Genomic DNA, 20,172 nt, shown 5'->3' with positions numbered 1-20,172 from the left:
ATGACGTCTTTGAGCGATGAACGCCGGAAGATCATGAGAGTGCTCAGTGGTGAAACGCTGACCCCTCCCCCTCTCTGGCTGATGCGCCAAGCTGGCCGCTATCTTCCGGAGTATCGGGAGACAAGGGCAAAGGCCGGGAGCTTTCTCGAGCTCTGTTATACCCCTGAACATGCGGTCGAAGTGACGTTGCAGCCGATCCGGCGGTATGGCTTTGACGCTGCAATCCTGTTCTCCGATATCTTGGTGATCCCTGATGCGCTGAAACGCAATGTGCGTTTTACCGAGGGGCATGGTCCCGAGATGGATCCGATCGACGAAGCCGGTATTGCGGCGTTGAAGACCGACGGCGTCATTGATCATCTGGCTCCGGTGATGGAGACGGTACGGCGGCTGCGGAGCGAACTGCCCGAGGAGACGACGCTGCTCGGGTTCTGCGGTGCGCCCTGGACGGTCGCGACCTACATGATCGCCGGCCATGGCACACCGGATCAGGCCCCTGCCCGGCTTTTCGCCTACCGGCATCCAAAGGCATTCGAGCATCTGTTGATGCTGCTTGCCGATATTTCCGCTGACTACCTGGTGGCGCAGATCGATGCTGGCGCGGATGCGGTGCAGATCTTTGATTCCTGGGCGGGCGTGCTCGGTGAAACGGAGTTCGAGGCTTTTGCCATCAAGCCGGTTGCCAGAATGATCGCTTCGGTCAAGGCACGGCGGCCGCAGGCGCGGATCATCGCCTTTGCCAAGGGCGCGGGCTATCTGCTGAAAACCTACCGGCAGAAGACAGGAGCCGATGCGATCGGTCTCGACTGGTCGGTGCCGCTAAGCTTTGCGAGGGAGCTGCAACAGGAAGGACCGGTGCAGGGCAATCTCGATCCGATGCGTGTCGTTGCCGGCGGTAAGGCTCTTAGCGATGGGATTGACGATATTCTGCAGCATCTCGGCCATGGTCCGCTGATCTTCAATCTTGGCCACGGCATCACGCCGCAGGCCGATCCATCCGATGTCGCCGCCTTGGTCGAGCGCGTGCGTGGATGGAAGGGCTGACGAGATGAACGAGCAATCGGGAGAAAAGCAGATAGATCCTCGCGCCGGCGCATACGCCAGCCGGCGCGCCTATTTCATGATCCTGCTGTTCGCGGCATTGGCGATCGGCCTGTTTGCCTGGCATCCGGACAATCTCTATCTCTGGATCAAGGCCTTTCATATCATCGCGGTGATCTCGTGGATGGCCGGGCTCTTCTATATGCCGAGGCTTTTCATCTATCACACCGATGCCGAGCCCGGTTCGCAGCAGTCGGAAACCTTCAAGGTGATGGAGCGCCGGCTTTTGCGGGTGATCATGACGCCGGCAATGATGCTGACCTGGATTTTCGGGCTCTATCTCGCCTGGTCGGTTTACGATTTCCACGGCGGTTGGCTGCATGCCAAGATTGGCCTTGTCGTGCTGCTGACCATCGTCCATATGTTCTTCAGCCGCGCCGTTCGCGCCTTTGCGCGCGATGAAAACCGGCATTCGGCTCGCTATTGGCGGTTCATGAACGAGGCGCCGACGGTGCTGATGATCCTGATCGTCATTCTGGTCGTGGTGAAGCCGTTTGCGTGATATAAGACGCAGAACTTAACGCGAAACTTAAATTTCCTTCATTTTGCCAGCCCCCCTTGCGGGGCCGAAAGTGAATCGCTATTTTCCCGCCATCTCTTCTTCGTGGCATGTATCAGTTCTGTCGCCCGCGAACACCCTCATCGCGGTTCTGAATACGACCAACATTGCCTTTCCCCTTCTAAAACAGAGTAAATCCCTTCATGGCTGAAATGAAGCTTCAAGAACTTAAGAACAAATCCCCGACCGATCTCTTGGCCTTTGCCGAATCGCTCGAGGTCGAAAATGCAAGCACGATGCGCAAACAGGAACTGATGTTTGCCATTTTGAAGGTGCTTGCCAGCCAGGACGTGGAAATTATCGGCGAAGGCGTTGTCGAGGTCCTGCAGGACGGGTTCGGCTTCCTGCGTTCCGCCAATGCCAATTATTTGCCGGGTCCGGACGATATCTATATCTCTCCATCGCAGATCCGCCGCTTCTCGCTGAAGACGGGCGATACGGTCGAGGGGCCGATCCGCGGACCGAAGGAAGGCGAGCGCTATTTCGCGCTGCTCAAGGTCAACACCATCAATTTCGACGATCCGGAAAAGATTCGTCACAAGGTGCATTTCGATAACCTGACGCCGCTTTATCCGAACGAGCGCTTCCGCATGGAGCTCGACGTTCCGACCTCGAAGGACTTGTCGCCGCGCGTCATCGATCTCGTGGCGCCGCTCGGCAAGGGTCAGCGCGGCCTGATCGTAGCACCGCCGCGCACCGGTAAGACGGTGCTGCTGCAGAACATCGCGCATTCGATCACCGCCAATCATCCGGATTGCTATCTGATCGTTCTTCTGATCGACGAACGTCCGGAAGAAGTGACGGATATGCAGCGTTCCGTGCGCGGCGAAGTCATTTCGTCGACCTTCGATGAACCCGCCGTTCGCCACGTACAGGTCGCCGAAATGGTCATCGAAAAGGCTAAGCGCCTTGTCGAACATGGTCGCGACGTCGTCATCCTGCTCGATTCGATCACCCGTCTTGGCCGCGCTTATAACACGGTCGTCCCCTCATCCGGTAAGGTTCTGACCGGTGGTGTTGACGCCAACGCCCTGCAGCGTCCGAAGCGTTTCTTTGGTGCCGCCCGTAACATCGAAGAGGGTGGTTCGCTGACGATCATTGCGACGGCGCTGATCGACACCGGCAGCCGCATGGACGAAGTGATCTTCGAAGAATTCAAGGGAACCGGCAACTCGGAAATCGTCCTCGACCGCAAGGTTGCCGATAAGCGCATCTTCCCGGCGATGGATATTCTGAAGTCCGGCACCCGTAAGGAAGACTTGCTGGTTCCGCGCCAGGATCTGCAGAAGATCTTTGTTCTCCGCCGTATCCTTGCGCCTATGGGCACTACGGATGCGATCGAATTCTTGATCGACAAGCTGAAGCAGACGAAGAACAATCCGGACTTCTTCGATTCAATGAACACGTAATCCTTAGCCGGATTCATCGTTCATCTGAGCGCCGGGTATCCTGTGAATTTGATCGGGTCGCTTTATGCGGCCCGATTTTGTTTGTAAGCATGTGCCGTAGGCTTTGAAAGTCGATCTCGGCCAATTCGATTCGGATGCGGATCAATTCTATGCAGCACTCCAGCGATACGATCTTTGCGCTTTCCAGCGGCGGTCTCCCGGCGGGCGTCGGAGTCGTCCGCATCAGCGGTTCGGAGGCTCTGGCGGCGACCAAGGCGCTCGTCGGAGCGTTGCCGAAGCCGCGGCAAGCGGCGCTGAAAACGATTCGGACTCGAAATGGTCTCGTGATTGACCGAGGCTTAGTCCTTATTTTCCCCGCTCCAGCTTCCTTTACCGGGGAGGATTGTGCCGAGATTCACGTTCATGGCGGCAAAGCGGTTGTGGCTGCGCTTCTCAAGGAGCTCGCCGGCATTAAAGGCTGCCGCTTGGCGGAACATGGCGAATTTTCGCGTCGCGCCCTTGAAAATGGCAAGATGGATCTGGTGGAAATCGAAGGCTTGGCCGATCTCATCGCAGCCGAGACGGAAATGCAGCGCCGGTTGGCTGTGGAACACGCGGCGGGCGGTCTTTCAAAGCTTTATGAGGGATGGGCGGATCGTTTGACACGCGCTCGGGCTCTTATCGAGGCGGAGCTGGATTTTGCGGATGAGGATGATGTGCCAGGTTCGGTATCCGATCTGGTCTGGACGGATATGGCAAAGCTGCAATCCGAATTGTCAACACATCTTGCTGGGGCCGATTTGGGCGAGATTGTCCGGGATGGGTTAAAAGTCGTTATCGCCGGCGCGCCGAACGCCGGCAAGTCGAGCTTGATGAACGCACTGGCGCGCCGCGAGGTGGCGATCGTGACGGATATTGCTGGAACCACGCGTGACGTTCTCCATGTCGATCTCAATATCGAGGGATATGCGGTCAGGCTCTATGACACTGCCGGCTTGCGGGACACGGAGGAAGTCATTGAACGCGAGGGGATCCGGCGGGCGCTGAAGACAGCGTCGGAGGCGGATATTATTCTGTCGTTGGCTGAGATAGGGTCTGCCCCGCAAACCAAATTCGACGGATTTGACGGAAAAGTCTTTCGAATAGGCACTAAATCGGACATACATCCGATTGGTGGTGAAGATTACGATCTTCGCATTTCTTCCACGACTGGCGCAGGCTTGGCCGAACTGCATCAATTGTTGGTTAACGATTTGCTAACGCGGTCATCAGCACTTTCATTGGCTTTGCCAAGCCGCTTGCGGCATCGGACGCTGTTTGCGGAAAGTCTGGAGGCACTGAACCAGGCCGTGACCTTCAATGCTGCAGGCTTGGATATACGCGCGGAGTTCCTGCGGCAGGCTGCGCACAGTTTAGGCCGCATCACCGGAAGGGTAGATGTCGAGGATTTGCTTGATGTTATCTTTTCCGAATTCTGTATCGGCAAATGATTCACGTGAAACACGGCGTTAGGTACGCTGTGGAAAACGTTTCACGTGAAACCTTCTTGACTCCTGATTTTGGTGTGCCAAACAGACGGCAATACCGAGGGCTTTACGATGCTCGATAAAATATATGATGTGATTATTGTTGGTGGTGGACATGCGGGCAGTGAAGCTGCGGCCGCAGCCGCCCGTCTGGGCGCGCAGACCGGGCTCGTCACCCATAAACGCGATACGATTGGTGTGATGTCGTGCAATCCCGCGATCGGCGGCCTGGGCAAGGGTCACCTGGTTCGCGAGATCGACGCCCTCGATGGTCTAATGGGCCGCGTCGCGGATGCGGCAGGTATTCAGTTCCGCATGCTGAACCGGAAGAAGGGTCCGGCCGTTCGCGGTCCGCGCACCCAGGCAGACCGGAAGCTCTATCGTCTCGCCATGCAGCGTGAGATCGACGCGATCGAAAACCTGGACGTGATCGAAGGGGATGCCTTTGATCTCGCCATAGAAAGTGACCGCGTTTCCGCGGTGATTCTAAAGAATGGCCGCATCCTTCGATGTGGTGCTGTCGTTCTGACGACCGGGACCTTTCTCCGTGGCTTGATCCATATTGGTGATAGAAAGATCCCGGCCGGCCGAGTTGGCGAGGAACCCTCGATGGGCCTATCCGCCACGCTTCATCGTTATGGTCTGGCGCTCGGCCGTTTGAAGACCGGGACGCCGGCGCGCTTGGATAGCACGACCATTGACTGGGATTCCGTGGGCCGCCAAGGCGCTGATGACGAGCCCGTGCCCTTCTCTTTCATGACGGATGCCATTACGACTCCGCAAATCGAATGCGGGGTGACGCGGACAACACCGGCAACGCACAAGATCATTGCGGACAACCTCCTGCGGTCGGCGATGTATTCCGGCCAGATCGAGGGTGTGGGTCCGCGTTATTGTCCATCGATCGAAGACAAGATCGTTAAGTTCGGCGAGCGCGACGGTCACCAGATTTTTCTGGAGCCGGAGGGGCTCGACGATACGACCGTCTATCCCAACGGCATATCGACCTCGCTTCCCGAGGACGTACAGGATGCATTTATCAGAACCATTCCGGGTCTGGAACGAGTCCGAATTCTGCAGTGCGGCTACGCGATCGAATATGATCATGTCGATCCCCGCGAATTGAAGCCATCGCTCGAAGTCATGAAGATTCCCGGTCTGTTTTTGGCTGGGCAAATCAATGGAACCACGGGTTACGAGGAAGCTGGAGCACAGGGCTTGATTGCCGGCCTGAACGCCGCTCGCTTAGCCTCCGGCGGAGAGGCTGTGAAGCTCAGCCGCACGGAATCCTATATTGGAGTAATGATCGACGACCTCACCTCTCGTGGAGTGGCCGAACCCTATCGCATGTTCACCTCTCGCGCAGAATATCGTTTGTCCCTGCGAGCCGATAACGCTGATGTTCGGCTGACACCGCTGGGGATGTCTATTGGTTGCGTCGATGTGAATCGCGGCGAGCGGTTCAAAATCTATATGGAGAAGCTCGAGCAAGCTCGGGCTCAATTGAAGAGTTTGAGTGTCACGCCGACGGAAGCGGCAAAAGCCGGGCTGCATCTGAATAAGGATGGTCAGCGCCGATCGGCATATGATCTTCTATCCTATCCGGGTCAATCCGTTGACTCACTGTCTGGCCTGTGGCCGGAGTTGCGATCGATCGAGGGCCGCGTCGTTGAAGCTGTCGAGATCGAAGCTGCCTATGCAGTCTATATGGATCGCCAGACTTCGGACATCGTGCAGGTGCGACGCGAAGAAGAGCGCGTAATTCCGATGGGCTTCGATTTTTCCGTCTTGTCCGGTCTATCGAACGAGCTGAAGCAGAAGTTGACGGCTGCGCGCCCGAAGAATATTGCACAAGCGTCGCGTGTCGACGGGATGACGCCGGCGGCCATATCGCTTTTGTTGGCCCATCTGCGGAAGCACGTCGAGGCGGAAGAGCAGAAGCTCGTTTCCTGATATTGCAAGGTGTGAGAGTCCTGCCATGGAATTAAACGGTGTGCGTGTTTCACGTGAAACACAGGGACGCTTGCAGCATTTTGCTGAGCTGTTTCAGAAGTGGGCGAAGACCATTAATCTGGTGGCGCCCTCGACGATCAACGATCTCTGGCAAAGACATATTGCCGATAGCGCACAGATCTTTCAACTTCATCCGAAACCAGCCCGATGGGTTGACCTCGGTAGCGGCGGCGGTTTTCCCGGCATCATTACCGCCATTCTACTGGCGGAACAGGCCGATGGACATGTCGATCTGGTGGAGAGCAATCAGAAAAAGGCTGCGTTTCTGCGGGTTTGCCTCAGGGAATGCGAGGCTCTCGGCGCCGTCCACGCCATCCGTATCGAGGAAGCGCCGAAGGTCATTCGTCACTGCGAGGTGATCTCGGCAAGAGCGCTGGCCGAGCTGGATGTGTTGCTGGACTACGCAGCGCCTTGGGCGGAACGCAACGAAAATATCCGTTTGCTGCTGCATAAAGGCCGGGATTACGAGCGTGAAGTCGAGAAAGCCCGTGGTCGGTGGGAATTCGATCTGGTAAAACACAACAGTGTGGTCGAGCGAGATTCTGTTATTTTGGAGTTAAATCGCCCTCGACGTCGAATTTAACCATAATTGGATATGCGGCAATGATCGGCGAGCGAAACCGGATTATTACTATCGCAAATCAAAAGGGTGGCGTCGGCAAGACAACCACTGCGATCAACTTAGCCACGGCCCTAGCCGCTATCGGCGAGCGGGTCTTGATCGTCGACCTCGATCCGCAAGGCAACGCCAGCACCGGCCTGGGCATCGAACGGCGGGATCGAAAACTGTCGTCCTATGATCTCCTGGTCGGGACCCATACGATTCTTGATACGGTTCAGGAAACGGCTGTCCCCAATCTCTACATCATTCCCTCGACGATGGATTTGCTTGGGATTGAGATGGAAATCGCTCAACAGTCCGATCGTGTCTTCCGGCTGCGCCGCGCGCTGAATGGCGCGGCTACCGCTTTTTCCTACATCCTGGTCGATTGCCCGCCCTCGTTCAACCTGCTGACCATGAACGCCATGGCGGCCGCCCATTCGGTTCTGGTGCCGCTGCAGTGCGAATTCTTTGCGCTGGAAGGTCTCAGCCAGTTGCTGGAAACCGTCGATCAGGTGCGCCGCACCGTCAATCCCCTGCTCGATATTCAGGGTATTGTCTTAACCATGTTTGATTCCCGCAACAATCTTGCGCAGCAGGTCGTCAATGATGTGCGCACGCATTTGGGCGAGAAGGTCTACCATACGTTGATACCGCGCAATGTTCGCGTATCTGAAGCGCCCTCTTATGGCAAGCCGGCGATCCTTTACGATCTAAAATGCGCCGGCAGTCAAGCCTATCTGCAACTGGCGTCGGAAGTGATCCAGCGGGAGCGGCAGCGTAAGGCAGCCGCCTGATCTATTGTTTGTTCTGAAGTGAGTAATTGCGATGAATGATGATGTTTCGAAACGGCGTCTCGGCCGCGGCTTGGCCGCTCTCATCGGAGAGATGGATCAGCCGACGCCGGTGGACGCCGGCAAGCCGGGCGTCAATCCGGATCGCATGGTGCCAATCGAATTCATCAGCCGCAACCCAAAGAATCCGCGTCGCTATTTCGACGAAACCGAGCTGCACGATCTTGCCAGCTCAATCCGACAGCACGGCATCGTTCAGCCCGTGGTCGTGCGTACGGTCTCGGTCGATCGCTATGAAATCATAGCCGGAGAAAGACGCTGGCGCGCGGCGCAACTGGCCGGCCTGATCGAAATTCCCGTTATCGTGCGCGATGTTGATGACAAAACCGCTCTGGAAATCGCCATCGTTGAAAATGTTCAGCGCGCCGATCTCAATCCTTTGGAAGAAGCGCTGGGCTACGAGCAGTTGATAGCCGAACATGGCTATACGCAGAATGACCTTGGCGAGATCATTGGCAAAAGCCGCAGTCATGTCGCCAATTCGCTGCGCCTGCTGAAGCTGCCGGAACCGGTTCGCGACATGCTCGCCGGCGGTAGTCTATCGGCCGGCCATGCACGCGCGCTGGTTTCGACTTCCGATCCGGCAGCACTTGCTCGGACGATTGTTTCCAAGGGAATGTCGGTGCGTGATGCCGAGCGGCTGGCGCAGAACGATATCAAGGCTCAGAACGATCCCCGCCCCGTAAGCGCTCGCAAGGACGAGAAGGATTCCGATACGCTGGCGTTGGAAAGAACATTATCCGACACGCTGGGGCTGGACGTCGCGATCAATCATCGTGGCAGCGGCGGTCAGGTGAAGATCTCCTACAAGACCCTGGAGCAGCTCGAAGAGATTTGCCGGCTGCTGGAGCGGCGTTGAGCGGTTTCGCGTCAGTCAGCCCTTGCGGGCCGATTGCAGCGTGGTTGCCAGCAGCGTCTGGGTGGCGATTGTGTCTTCCAGACTGGCGCGTTGCCGCGTTTGAAGAATGGCGGCCTGCAATCTGTTCATTTCCCGCGCGATTGCCGGCGCCGTCCAGCTCTTGAGGGCCTGTTCGATGATCGGCTTACGGCGGAAGTGCAGGTGCCGGCCGAGTGTCTGCATGACCTGTGCCGGCGGCACGCGCTTTTCGTCCATTTCCGTCCGCATCATGTCCAGCAACTGAAATTGTCTCAGACAACCCTGAAGCACGAGAAACATCGGTGTTTTGGAAGACGCGATTTTTTGCATGGCATGCAGAAAAGCTTCGGAATCGCCTTTGAGAATGGCATCCACCGCGTCATCTGCCGAAATGGCGCTGGCATCGCCGATGATATCGGTGACGTGATCCTCTTCAATTGTCCCCTGCCCGCGGCAATAAAGCGCCAGTTTACGGACTTCGTTGCGCGAAGCGATGCGATCGCCGCCGAGAAACTCTAACAGGATTTGACGCGCCGCCGGTGTGATGCGCAGATTTTCGTTGGCCAGCTCCACATCGATGAGGCTGTTCAGCGCGCGAATGTCGTCGGTATAGCACGGAATAGTTGCGACAGCTTTGGAAGTCTCTGCCACCTTGCGAAGGCTGGAGCCCTTCTTCAGATCACCGCCCTCGACAATGACAAAACTGGCATCCGGCGGATTATTGGCAATAATCTGCAGCGAATCGACGAGAGCCTTTTCGTTGGCGGCACCGCGGATCCACACCAGCTTTTCACCGCCGAAAAGGCCGATAGCATTGACCTCATCGAGCAGGCGGCCGGCATCGTTTTGGAGATCGCTCACATCGAGCTTGATCAGGGAAAAAGGGTCGTTCAGATCAACGCCGGTCTTGCCGGCGATCTGCCCTGCCCGCTCGGAGACAAGGCCGCGGTCAGGGCCGTAGATGACAAAGAGGCGGTAGCTGCGCGCGGCGTTTTGGAGAAATCCGTCAAACTCGTGGGATTTGATTTCCGCCATGCCGCGCGCTCATATTAACGGCTAAGCGCCGCAGCGATGTCGGCGCCTACCAGCTCGGCAACTTCGCGGGCTGCGCGGTCTTCAGAATCGCGGATGGCGCGTGCCTTGGCGAATTCCTGAGTTGGGAAGTCCACCAGCGACGTGACTGAGCGGCTACCGGATTTCAGAACCTTGCCATCGCTGGCATCCTTGAGGGTGAACGATGCCGTCACCGTCGTGCGGCCTGCGGCCGACGTATCGGAGGACGGCAGGTAGAGAACGCCGCCCGTGCCGGAGCTAACGCTCAGATCGACCGTATATTTCGGGGTCTTCGTTTCGCCGGCGCCGCGGCCGGCGATGAAGATCAATTGATTGCGAACCTGCTGACCGACGCGCGAACCGGCGTCGGAAAAGGCAACGTCCGCGAGCTTCTGCGTCACGCCGGTACTCTCCGCGTAAAGCGGCTTGACCTGGCATGAGGACAAAAGACTGGCAACGGCAACCAGAGACGCAACGCCTGCAGCGCGAGCGAGCTTGAAAAGACTATCAGACGACAATGTTCACGATCCTCTGTGGAACGACGATGATCTTCTTTGGCGCCTGACCATTCAATGCGCTTGCGACGGCATCCAGGGCGAGTACAGCCTCTTGCACGGCATTCTGATCTGCATCGCGCGCAATTGTCAATTCGGCGCGCTTTTTGCCGTTAATCTGCACCGGATACACGATCTCATTCTCGACGACGAGCACTTCGTCGTAGCGCGGCCAAGCGCTCACGGCGACCAGATGCGCATTGCCGAGCGCTGTCGAGCATTCCTCGGCCAGATGCGGCGTGATCGGTGCGACCAATGCGATGAGAATCTCGACCGCTTCACGAACGGCGGAACGATAGCTGGCATCCGTGTCGCCAGCGGCGACCTTGGCCAGCGGAGCAGCCAATGTGTTGACGAATTCATAGATGCGCGCGACGGCCTTGTTGAAGGCGAGCTTATCATAATCGCCCTGAACCGCTTTCAGCGTGCGATGGGCGACCTGTGAGATCGCCAGCGCGCTGCCTTCTTTAGCCGGAGTCGCGCTGACGGTCTTCAGCGCGTCAGCGGCCTCCGACACCAAGCGCCACATGCGCTGCGTGAAACGATGCGCGCCCTCGACACCCGCTTCCGACCAGATAACGTCACGGTCGGGCGGCGAATCGGACAGCACGAAGAAACGAGCCGTATCGGCGCCGTAGGAGGCGATGATATCGTCGGGGTCGACGACGTTCTTCTTCGATTTCGACATTTTCTCGATTGCGCCGATGGTTATCTCTTCGCCGCTCGACAGCAATGTCGCGCGGCGCTGACCGTCGGTTTCCTCGATGCGGATGTCGGCTGGCGATACCCATTCGCGCGTCAGGCCATTGCCACGGCTATAGGTCTCGTGAACGACCATACCCTGGGTGAACAGGCCCTTGAAAGGTTCCTTGGCCGCGACATGACCGGTTTCGCGCATGGCGCGGGTGAAGAAGCGGGAATAGAGCAGATGCAGGATCGCATGCTCGATGCCGCCAATATATTGATCGACGGGCAGCCAGCGATCAGCGGCCGCTTTGTCGGTGGGCTCATTTTCCCAAGGTGCCGTGAAGCGAGTGTAGTACCAGCTAGAATCGACGAAGGTATCCATGGTGTCGGTTTCCCGGCGGGCATCCTTGCCGCACTGCGGGCAGGCGACATGCCGCCATGTCGGATGGCGGTCGAGCGGATTGCCCGGCTGGTCGAAGGTGACATCGTCCGGCAGCTTCACCGGCAGATCCTGCTTCGGCACTGGCAGGACGCCGCAATCCTCGCAATGGATGACCGGGATCGGGCAGCCCCAATAGCGCTGGCGCGAGATGCCCCAGTCGCGCAGGCGGAAATTCACCTTGCGCTCGGCCTGCGGCGCATTGCCGAGGCTTGTCGCCGACAATTTCGTCGCCACCGTCTCAAAAGCTTCTTCAATGCTCATGCCGTCGAGGAAGCGCGAATTGATCATGACGCCGTCGCCATCATAGGCGACATCGTCGATGCTGAAGCTTGCGGCGTCACCATCCCTCGGCATGACGACGGGCACGACCGGCAGGCCGTATTTACGGGCGAAATCCAGGTCGCGCTGGTCACCGGAGGGGCAGCCGAAGATGGCGCCGGTGCCATAATCCATCAGCACGAAATTGGCGATATAGACCGGCAGCTCCCAGGACGGGTCGAGCGGATGGCGGACGCGGATACCCATGTCCATGCCCTTCTTCTCGGTGGTTTCCAATGCGGCAAGCGAGGTGCCGGCGCGGCGGCATTCTTCGCAGAAGGCATCGATAGCCGGATTCACCGCTGCCGCTTCCTTCGCCAGCGGGTGGTCGGCCGAAATCGCCAGGAATGAGGCGCCGAACAAGGTGTCCGGACGCGTGGTATAGACGGTAATTTCGCGTTCAGAGTTGGGCGAGGTTTCTAGCACGATTTCCCAACGAATCGTCAGGCCTTCGGAACGGCCGATCCAGTTCTTCTGCATCAGCCGCACTTTTTCCGGCCAATGGTCGAGCGTATCCAGCGCGTCCAGCAGGTCCTGGCTGAATTCGGTGATCTTGAAGAACCATTGCGTCAGCTCGCGCTGTTCGACCAGCGCGCCGGAGCGCCAGCCGCGGCCGTCGATGACCTGCTCGTTGGCGAGCACTGTGTTGTCGACCGGGTCCCAGTTGACCTTGGACTTCTTGCGGTAAACCAGGCCCTTCTCCATCATGTCGATGAAGAGCATCTGCTGGCGATGGTAATAGTCGACGTCGCAGGTGGCGAATTCGCGGCTCCAGTCCAGCGACAGGCCCATGGCCTTCAACTGCGCCTTCATCGAGGCGATGTTCTGGTAGGTCCATTCCTTCGGATGCACTTTGTTGTCGCGGGCGGCGTTTTCCGCCGGCATGCCGAAGGCGTCCCAGCCCATCGGATGCAAGACGTTGTAGCCACGGGCGCGCTTGTAGCGGGCGACGACGTCACCCATGGCATAGTTGCGCACATGGCCCATATGGATGCGGCCCGACGGATAGGGGAACATCTCGAGGACGTAATATTTCTCGCGCGGATCGGCGTTGTCAGTGAGGAAGACCTTTTCCTCGTTCCATTTCTGCTGCCAGCGAGGCTCGGCATCGCGCGGATTATAACGTTCGGTAGCCATCTGATCTTGTATTCCAGAAAATCATGGGGAGTTGGCCGTGACCTTCATCACGAAACCAACCAAGCGTCAAGTTTAGCGGGTGCGGCAAGTGCTTTATCTTGCAAAGCAAAGCCGGATTCTGTGGCATCGGCCCTTGGCAAAGGCCGCCTGCCTCATTACTGCAAAGTCTCAAGGAACAGGCGTCAATATCGAGGTGAAAAGATGGAACTTCAAGAGCGGTTGAACGCGGTTCGTGCCCATATCGCTGCAGCGGAGCATCAAGCCGGTCGACCGGCGGGTGCCGTGCAGCTCGTCGCCGTTTCCAAGACCTTCGATGCCGAAGCGATTCGCCCTGCCATTTCGGCCGGCCAGCGGGTGTTCGGGGAAAACCGTGTGCAGGAAAGCCAAGGCAAGTGGCCGCTGCTCAAGGCGGAAACGCCCGAGATCGAGCTGCATCTGATCGGGCCGCTGCAATCGAACAAGGCGGCGGATGCCGTGGCCTTGTTCGACGTCATCGAAACGGTGGATCGCGAAAAGATCGCCCGCGCCCTCGCCGATGAAATGAAACGGCAGGGCAAGGTGCTGAGGCTTTATGTGCAGGTCAATACCGGGCTGGAGCCGCAAAAGGCCGGGATTGCGCCGGACGATACGACCGCCTTCGTCGATTTCTGCCGGAAGGAGCTTGGACTTTCGATCGAGGGACTGATGTGCATACCGCCAGCGGATGAGAATCCTGGGCCGCATTTCGCGTTGCTCGCCAAGCTAGCCAAGAAGAGCGGGGTCGAGAAACTCTCCATGGGCATGTCGAGCGACTATGAGATTGCCGTGGCTTTCGGCGCTACGAGCGTTCGCATTGGGTCGGCGATTTTCGGAGCTCGGTGAGGCCCAAAAGAAAGCCCCGGTGAAAACCGGGGCTTCGAACTCGCTAGAGAGCTGATCGCGTCTCAATAACGGTCGTCGTCGTCATCGTCCGGCGTGGTGGACTTCAGCGACTTCAACTTGGCGAAGACGGCGTCGGCGTCGATTTCCTTTTCCTTCTCTTCATCGCGATCATAGCTGAAGCCGAGCTTCTCGGTTTCCTGCGCCGGCTGCAGCGTCGCGCCGAGTTCGGCGGCTGTCGGCAGCGGACGGCCCTTGGCGGCCTTTTCGACTTCCATGTCGAGGTCGATCTGGCTGCAGAGGCCGAGCGTTACCGGATCCATCGGCGTCAAGTTCGTCGAGTTCCAGTGCGTGCGGTCACGGATCTGCTCGATGGTCGACTTGGTGGTTCCGACGAGGCGGGAAATCTGTGCGTCCTTCAGTTCCGGATGGTTGCGCACCAGCCAGAGAATGGCGTTCGGGCGATCCTGGCGCTTGGAAACCGGCGTGTAGCGCGGGCCACGACGCTTGGATTCCGGCACGCGAACCTTCGGTTCGGAAATTTTCAGCTTGTGGTTCGGATTGGCTTCGGCGCGGGCAATTTCGTCGCGCGAGAGCTGGCCGGTGGCGATTGGGTCGAGGCCCTTGATGCCCTGTGCCGCTTCGCCATCGGCGATAGCCTTGACTTCGAGCGGATGCAGCTTGCAGAACTGTGCAATCTGGTCGAACGACAAGGCCGTATTGTCGACAAGCCAGATGGCTGTTGCCTTCGGCATGAGCAATTGTTGAGCCATGGATATAGTCCTTCTGTCAGTCCGCGCCGGTGTCGCGGTCCGGGGTGTAACACCACATTGTCCGGGAAATATGGCCCTATATAACCGCAGCGTTGCAGAATTGCAATTCTTTGCCGATGAAATGCGCTTTGTCTAATTGCTGTCGTAACTTGAGCTGCTATTGATGGCACGGAATGAGCACCCATAGTCTCGATAGAGGGTGCCAAGGTTGAGGAGGAAATGATGTCGGAAAAGATTCATCCGGTGACGAAGCCGGTTCAAGCGCGCGCTTTGATCGACGCGGCGAAATATCAGAAATGGTACAAGCAAAGCGTCGAGGATCCCGACAGGTTCTGGGGCAAGCACGGCGAACGCATCGACTGGTTCAAGCCCTACACCAAGGTCAAGAACACGTCTTTCACGGGCAAGGTCTCAATCAAATGGTTCGAAGACGGACTGACCAACGTCTCTTACAATTGCATCGACCGCCACCTGAAGAAGCACGGCGATGACGTGGCCTTCATCTGGGAGGGCGACAATCCCTATATCGACAAGAAGATCACCTATAACGAGCTCTACGAGCATGTCTGCCGGCTGGCGAATGTCCTGAAGAAGCAGGGCGTCAAGAAGGGCGATCGCGTCACCATCTACGTGCCGATGATCCCCGAGGCCGCCTATGCGATGCTTGCCTGCGCCCGTATTGGCGCCGTGCACTCCGTCGTCTTCGGTGGTTTCTCCCCGGAGGCGCTGGCCGGCCGCATCATCGATTGCCAGTCGACCTTCGTCATTACCTGCGACGAGGGCCTGCGCGGTGGCAAGCCGGTGCCGCTCAAGGACAATACCGATACGGCGATCCACATTGCCGGCCGGCACTATGTCACCGTGGAAAAGGTGCTGGTCGTGCGCCGCACCGGCGGCAAGACCGGTTGGGCGCCGGGTCGCGATCTCTGGTATCACGAGGAGGTCGCCAAGGTGAAACCGGACTGCCCGCCGGCGAAGATGAAGGCGGAAGACCCGCTGTTCATCCTCTATACGTCGGGTTCGACCGGCAAGCCGAAGGGCGTGCTGCACACGACGGGCGGCTATCTTGTCTATGCGGCGATGACGCATGAATATGTCTTCGATTATCATCCCGGCGACATCTACTGGTGCACGGCCGATGTCGGCTGGGTGACCGGCCATTCCTATATCGTCTACGGGCCGCTGGCGAACGGCGCGACCTCGCTGATGTTCGAAGGCGTGCCGAATTTCCCGGATCAGGGCCGCTTCTGGGAGGTCATCGACAAGCACAAGGTCAATATCTTCTATACGGCGCCGACGGCGATCCGCTCGCTGATGGGTGCCGGCGATCAGTTCGTCAAGCGCTCGTCGCGCTCCAGCCTGCGCCTGCTCGGCACGGTCGGCGAGCCGATCAATCCGGAAGTCTGGGAATGGTACTATAACGTCGTCGGCGATGGCCGCTGCCCGATCGTCGATACCTGGTGGCAGACGGAGACCGGCGGCCACATGATCACGCCATTGCCGGGTGCGACCGACCTGAAGCCGGGTTCGGCGACGACCCCGTTCTTCGGCGTCCAGCCGCAATTGGTGGACAATGAGGGCAATCTGCTGGAAGGGGCGGCCGACGGCAATCTCGTCATCGCCGATAGCTGGCCCGGCCAGATGCGCACGGTCTACGGCGATCACGAACGCTTCATCCAGACCTATTTCTCCACCTACAAGGGCAAATATTTCACCGGCGACGGCTGCCGGCGCGACGAGGACGGCTATTATTGGATCACCGGCCGCGTCGACGACGTGCTGAACGTCTCCGGTCACCGCCTCGGCACGGCCGAGGTCGAATCGGCCCTCGTCTCGCACCAGCATGTCTCGGAGGCCGCCGTTGTCGGCTATCCGCATGCGATCAAGGGTCAGGGCATCTATTGCTACGTGACGCTGATGGCGGGTCAGGAGGGTTCGGATGCGTTGCGCCAGGAGCTCGTCAAACATGTTCGTGCCCAAATCGGCCCGATCGCCTCGCCCGACAAGATCCAGTTCGCCCCGGGCCTGCCGAAAACCCGCTCCGGCAAGATCATGCGCCGCATCCTGCGCAAGATCGCCGAAGACGATTTCGGCGCACTCGGCGATACCTCAACGCTGGCCGATCCCGCTGTTGTCGATGATCTGATCGCCAACCGGCAGAACAGGGCGGATGCGGCTTGATCAAAAAGCCGCCACACATGACCGAGTGATAATTCACTTCAATCGACGGAACGAAGCAGAATTTTTTTGGCGCCGGAATCTAAATTTCGGCGTCAATCCTGCGAAATTGCTTTGAGCCCCTTTTGTAGCCGGCGCGCGGTGAATTCGCCTTAATGGTGGTAAGAGCTACGTCAAAACATTCGTCAAAACAAAAGAGTCGCCAATCAGGTATAGGAGGCGTGCTACTTTGACCGTCTACTTGGTAGACGCACATAGCGGGGCGGCCAGCAGTAGTTACTCCTACAGTATGAACCTCAACTGTGCGGGGAAACCCATCGTAAGTCAGACTAAGTGAAACGCCCGCTCCTAAAGCTGATAGGGCTAACAGTTTATTCGATTCCGCTTGTGATGAATTCTTCGGCTTAAACGGTTTAGCGGCCTTCGGCCAAACAGAGTTATTCCAGCTCGAAGGTTTCGGCATTGGCATCTCCCTTCAAATCAGAGATTCCAATTTAAGTGATTCTCATTGAGTTTGCCGAAATATGTATCGGCTCAAAAATCGATCGCACGCCCATTGATCTCCCAATCGCCGAAGCGCGAGGGCTCGGCGCCGCCGCGGCCGCCGGTTTCGGGGGGGAGATCGGGTTGCGCCTGGGCCTTGCGGCGCTCCTCCGCTTCCGCGAGCGCCCGTTTGGCGGCTGGCGAGAGCGGTTTGTGAGGCGCCGTGCCGGCGTCGATGTCATTTTTATTATCGTTATCTGCAATCTGCATGGCGTGATGCGGCCTGGAACCGTTGAAATAGGCGGGTGAATAGCCAAATCATAGAGCGTCCGGCCGCAAAGAGAAAGGTTCGGACTGACGATGTGATGGAGACATCAGATGAACCTCATGCGCACTGCCATGTTGCTTGCCTTCATGACCGCCCTTTTCATGGGCGTCGGCTATTTGATCGGTGGTCAAGCCGGCATGATGATCGCGCTTGTCGTCGCGGCGGGGATGAATTTCTTTTCCTATTGGAATTCCGATCGCATGGTGCTTTCCACCTATCACGCACAGGAGGTAGACGAGCGCAGCGCGCCGGAATTCTATCGCATCATCCGCGACCTTGCCCGGAATGCAGGCCTGCCGATGCCGAAGGTCTATCTCTATGACAGCCCGCAACCGAACGCGTTTGCCACCGGCCGCAATCCCGAAAATGCTGCTGTCGCGGCATCGACGGGCCTGCTCAATGCGCTGACACCGGAGGAAGTGGCTGGTGTCATGGCGCATGAGCTGGCGCATGTGCAAAACCGCGACACGCTCACGATGACGATCACGGCGACGCTCGCCGGCGCCATCTCCATGCTCGGCAATTTCGCCTTCTTCTTTGGCGGGCGCCGCGACAATAACAATCCCCTCGGTGTCGTCGGCGTGCTGGTGGCGATGATCGTCGCCCCTCTCGCCGCCATGCTGGTGCAGATGGCGATCAGCCGTACGCGTGAATATTCGGCGGACCGTCGCGGCGCTGAAATCTGCGGCAATCCTCTCTGGCTCGCCTCGGCGCTCGGCAAGATCGCCCGCGGGGCGGAGCATATCCCCAATGAAGAGGCCGAAGGGCATCCGGCGACGGCGCATATGTTCATCATCAATCCGCTTTCGGGCGCGCGCATGGACAATCTGTTCTCCACGCACCCGGATACGGAAAACCGGATCGCCGCACTTCACGAGATGGCGCGCTACGGCGGTGACGGCGGCCCTGCTGCCGACATGCAGGCCGGCTTTGGCTCGACGGGACCGATCTTGACTGATAATCCGGTGCGCAAATCGCGCTCCGTACCGAATACGGGTCGCGGTGGTTCGCAACCGCCGAAGGGACCCTGGTCTTGAATTCCAACAATAAGAAGCCTTTCAACAAAGACGGAAGGCAATCGGGCAATCGCCCGCCGCGTGATTCGGCTCCCGCCAAGCCAGGATTTGCGGCGCGCGCCGCTGCGACGAAGATTCTGGCGGCGGTCATCGATCGCAAGACGCCGCTCGACGGCATGCTGGATGCCGAAGGCGGCAATCCTGCCTATAGAGCGCTTGGCGAGAGCGACCGGGCGCTGGTGCGCGCCATTCTGAATTCGGCGCTTAGGCATTTGCCGCGCATCGAGGCGGCGATCGCTTCCCTGCTGGACTCACCACTGCCGGAGGGCGCCCGCGCCCTGCATCATGTCCTGGTGGTGGGTGCGGCACAGATGCTCTATCTCGACGTGCCGGATCATTCCGCGGTCGATATTGCCGTCGAGCAGGCCAACCAAGACCCGCGCAACCGCCGCTTCGCCAAGCTGGTCAACGCGATTCTCAGGCGGATAGGGCGGGAGAAGCAAGAGATTCTGAGCCGGGTTGCCAATGTGCCAGCCATGCCGGCCTGGTTCCTGGCGCGTCTCGAGGCTGCCTATGGCACGGAGGCTGCGGCAAGGATTTCCGATACGCAACTGGAGCCGGCGGCGATTGACGTTACGGTGAAATCCGATGCCGAGGGCTGGGCGAAACGCTTGAATGGCGTCGTCTTGCCGACCGGCGGCGTGCGGCTTGCCGCTTTCGAAGGCTCCATTCCTTCGCTCGATGGGTTTTCGGACGGCGAATGGTGGGTCCAGGATGCCGCCGCCAGCATTCCGGCAAAATTGTTCGGTTCGCTTTCTGGCCGTAAGGTGGTGGATCTCTGCGCCGCGCCGGGCGGCAAAACCGCGCAGCTCATTCTCGCCGGCGGCAAGGTGACCGCGCTCGACCAATCCGCCAATCGCCTCAAGCGGCTCTCCGCCAATCTGGCAAGACTTGGGATGGAGGCGGAAACCATCGCCGCCGACATGGCAAAGTTCCAACCCGACGATCTTTTCGACGCGGCCCTTCTCGATGCTCCCTGCTCGTCAACGGGCACGACGCGTCGCCATCCCGATGTGCTGTGGACCAAGGGTCCGGAGGACATCGCCAAGCTTGCCGGCCTGCAGGAGCGTTTGCTTCGCCATGCTTTGACCCTGGTCAAGCCTGGCGGGCTCGTGGTCTTCTCCAACTGTTCGCTTGATCCGGAAGAGGGCGAGGATCTTGTCGCGCGCGTTCTGGCCGAGACGGAGACGGTCGAGCGCGTGCCGATCAAGCCTGAGGATTGGCCGGGTCTCGAGGCCGCAATCTCGCCTCTCGGTGCTTTCCGCACCACGCCCGACATGCTGCCGCTTTCCGGCGGTTTCGCATCCGGACTGGATGGGTTCTTCGCAGTGGTGCTGCGCCGCACGCGATAGTAGCGGCTCCGAGG

The 20,172-nt window shown here is 58.7% G+C and carries 17 protein-coding genes; 12 read left to right on the top strand and 5 right to left on the bottom strand.

Annotated features, from left to right (window positions below):
• Positions 1 to 9 precede the first annotated feature (9 nt).
• The 8 genes from hemE (at position 10) to NXC24_RS20275 (ending at position 8,901) form a co-directional block, all read left to right on the top strand.
• Positions 10 to 1,044, top strand: coding sequence for a uroporphyrinogen decarboxylase (gene hemE, locus NXC24_RS20310; protein WP_104824927.1), 1,035 nt, complete (start codon positions 10 to 12; stop codon positions 1,042 to 1,044).
• 4 nt (positions 1,045 to 1,048) lie between these two features.
• Positions 1,049 to 1,603: a protoporphyrinogen oxidase HemJ gene (gene hemJ, locus NXC24_RS20305; RefSeq protein WP_104824926.1), complete on the top strand. Its 555-nt coding sequence runs from the start codon at positions 1,049 to 1,051 to the stop codon at positions 1,601 to 1,603.
• Positions 1,604 to 1,803: 200 nt separating this feature from the next.
• Positions 1,804 to 3,069, top strand: a complete 1,266-nt coding sequence (gene rho / locus NXC24_RS20300) for a transcription termination factor Rho (protein WP_004127423.1) — start codon at positions 1,804 to 1,806, stop codon at positions 3,067 to 3,069.
• Between the two features lie 149 nt (positions 3,070 to 3,218).
• On the top strand, positions 3,219 to 4,538 hold the full coding sequence (mnmE, locus tag NXC24_RS20295; protein WP_199773505.1) for a tRNA uridine-5-carboxymethylaminomethyl(34) synthesis GTPase MnmE: 1,320 nt from the start codon (positions 3,219 to 3,221) through the stop codon (positions 4,536 to 4,538).
• 108 nt (positions 4,539 to 4,646) lie between these two features.
• Entirely contained in the window at positions 4,647 to 6,527 is a 1,881-nt protein-coding gene (mnmG, locus tag NXC24_RS20290) for a tRNA uridine-5-carboxymethylaminomethyl(34) synthesis enzyme MnmG (protein WP_104825281.1), read from the top strand.
• A 25-nt stretch (positions 6,528 to 6,552) separates the two neighbouring features.
• Positions 6,553 to 7,170, top strand: coding sequence for a 16S rRNA (guanine(527)-N(7))-methyltransferase RsmG (rsmG, locus tag NXC24_RS20285; RefSeq protein WP_104824924.1), 618 nt, complete (start codon positions 6,553 to 6,555; stop codon positions 7,168 to 7,170).
• A gap of 20 nt (positions 7,171 to 7,190) precedes the next feature.
• Positions 7,191 to 7,985, top strand: a complete 795-nt coding sequence (locus NXC24_RS20280; RefSeq protein WP_104824923.1) for a ParA family protein — start codon at positions 7,191 to 7,193, stop codon at positions 7,983 to 7,985.
• Positions 7,986 to 8,016: 31 nt separating this feature from the next.
• Complete coding sequence (locus NXC24_RS20275; protein ID WP_104824922.1) at positions 8,017 to 8,901, top strand: ParB/RepB/Spo0J family partition protein; 885 nt, start codon at positions 8,017 to 8,019, stop codon at positions 8,899 to 8,901.
• Between the two features lie 15 nt (positions 8,902 to 8,916).
• On the opposite strand, the gene holA is transcribed toward NXC24_RS20275, so the two are convergent.
• The 3 genes from holA to leuS are packed head-to-tail and all read right to left on the bottom strand — an operon-like array spanning position 8,917 to position 13,110.
• Positions 8,917 to 9,954 carry a DNA polymerase III subunit delta gene (gene holA, locus NXC24_RS20270; RefSeq protein WP_104824921.1) on the bottom strand — a complete coding sequence of 346 codons (1,038 nt, stop codon included), beginning with the start codon at positions 9,952 to 9,954 and terminating at the stop codon, positions 8,917 to 8,919.
• Positions 9,955 to 9,968: 14 nt separating this feature from the next.
• Positions 9,969 to 10,490 (bottom strand): LPS assembly lipoprotein LptE, encoded by a 522-nt coding sequence (lptE, locus tag NXC24_RS20265; protein WP_104824920.1) that lies wholly within the window; start codon positions 10,488 to 10,490, stop codon positions 9,969 to 9,971.
• Positions 10,480 to 13,110 (bottom strand): leucine--tRNA ligase, encoded by a 2,631-nt coding sequence (gene leuS, locus NXC24_RS20260; protein WP_104824919.1) that lies wholly within the window; start codon positions 13,108 to 13,110, stop codon positions 10,480 to 10,482. Before leuS ends, lptE begins: the two co-directional genes overlap by 11 nt.
• Before the next feature lie 201 nt (positions 13,111 to 13,311).
• On the opposite strand from leuS, the gene NXC24_RS20255 reads away from it, so the two are divergent.
• Positions 13,312 to 13,971 carry a YggS family pyridoxal phosphate-dependent enzyme gene (locus tag NXC24_RS20255; protein WP_104824918.1) on the top strand — a complete coding sequence of 220 codons (660 nt, stop codon included), beginning with the start codon at positions 13,312 to 13,314 and terminating at the stop codon, positions 13,969 to 13,971.
• Between the two features lie 62 nt (positions 13,972 to 14,033).
• On the opposite strand, the gene NXC24_RS20250 is transcribed toward NXC24_RS20255, so the two are convergent.
• On the bottom strand, positions 14,034 to 14,741 hold the full coding sequence (locus NXC24_RS20250) for a DUF1013 domain-containing protein (protein WP_104824917.1): 708 nt from the start codon (positions 14,739 to 14,741) through the stop codon (positions 14,034 to 14,036).
• 222 nt (positions 14,742 to 14,963) lie between these two features.
• Here NXC24_RS20250 and acs point away from each other — a divergent pair, with 222 nt between their 5' ends.
• A complete protein-coding gene (gene acs / locus NXC24_RS20245; protein WP_104824916.1) occupies positions 14,964 to 16,922 on the top strand; it encodes an acetate--CoA ligase in 1,959 nt (652 codons plus the stop codon).
• A 531-nt stretch (positions 16,923 to 17,453) separates the two neighbouring features.
• Here the strand turns inward: acs and NXC24_RS20240 are convergent.
• The gene (locus NXC24_RS20240) at positions 17,454 to 17,672 is read right to left on the bottom strand and encodes a DUF1674 domain-containing protein (RefSeq protein ID WP_104824915.1); all 219 of its coding nucleotides are present in this window, start codon (positions 17,670 to 17,672) and stop codon (positions 17,454 to 17,456) included.
• Between the two features lie 108 nt (positions 17,673 to 17,780).
• Here NXC24_RS20240 and htpX point away from each other — a divergent pair, with 108 nt between their 5' ends.
• On the top strand, positions 17,781 to 18,767 hold the full coding sequence (gene htpX, locus NXC24_RS20235) for a zinc metalloprotease HtpX (RefSeq protein ID WP_104824914.1): 987 nt from the start codon (positions 17,781 to 17,783) through the stop codon (positions 18,765 to 18,767).
• Complete coding sequence (locus NXC24_RS20230) at positions 18,758 to 20,158, top strand: RsmB/NOP family class I SAM-dependent RNA methyltransferase (protein ID WP_199773590.1); 1,401 nt, start codon at positions 18,758 to 18,760, stop codon at positions 20,156 to 20,158. Before htpX ends, NXC24_RS20230 begins: the two co-directional genes overlap by 10 nt.
• Positions 20,159 to 20,172 lie beyond the last annotated feature (14 nt).

It is taken from the genome of Rhizobium sp. NXC24, assembly GCF_002944315.1.
In the GTDB taxonomy this organism is placed as follows: Bacteria; Pseudomonadota; Alphaproteobacteria; order Rhizobiales; family Rhizobiaceae; genus Rhizobium.
This window is presented reverse-complemented; position numbering and strand designations above follow the sequence as displayed.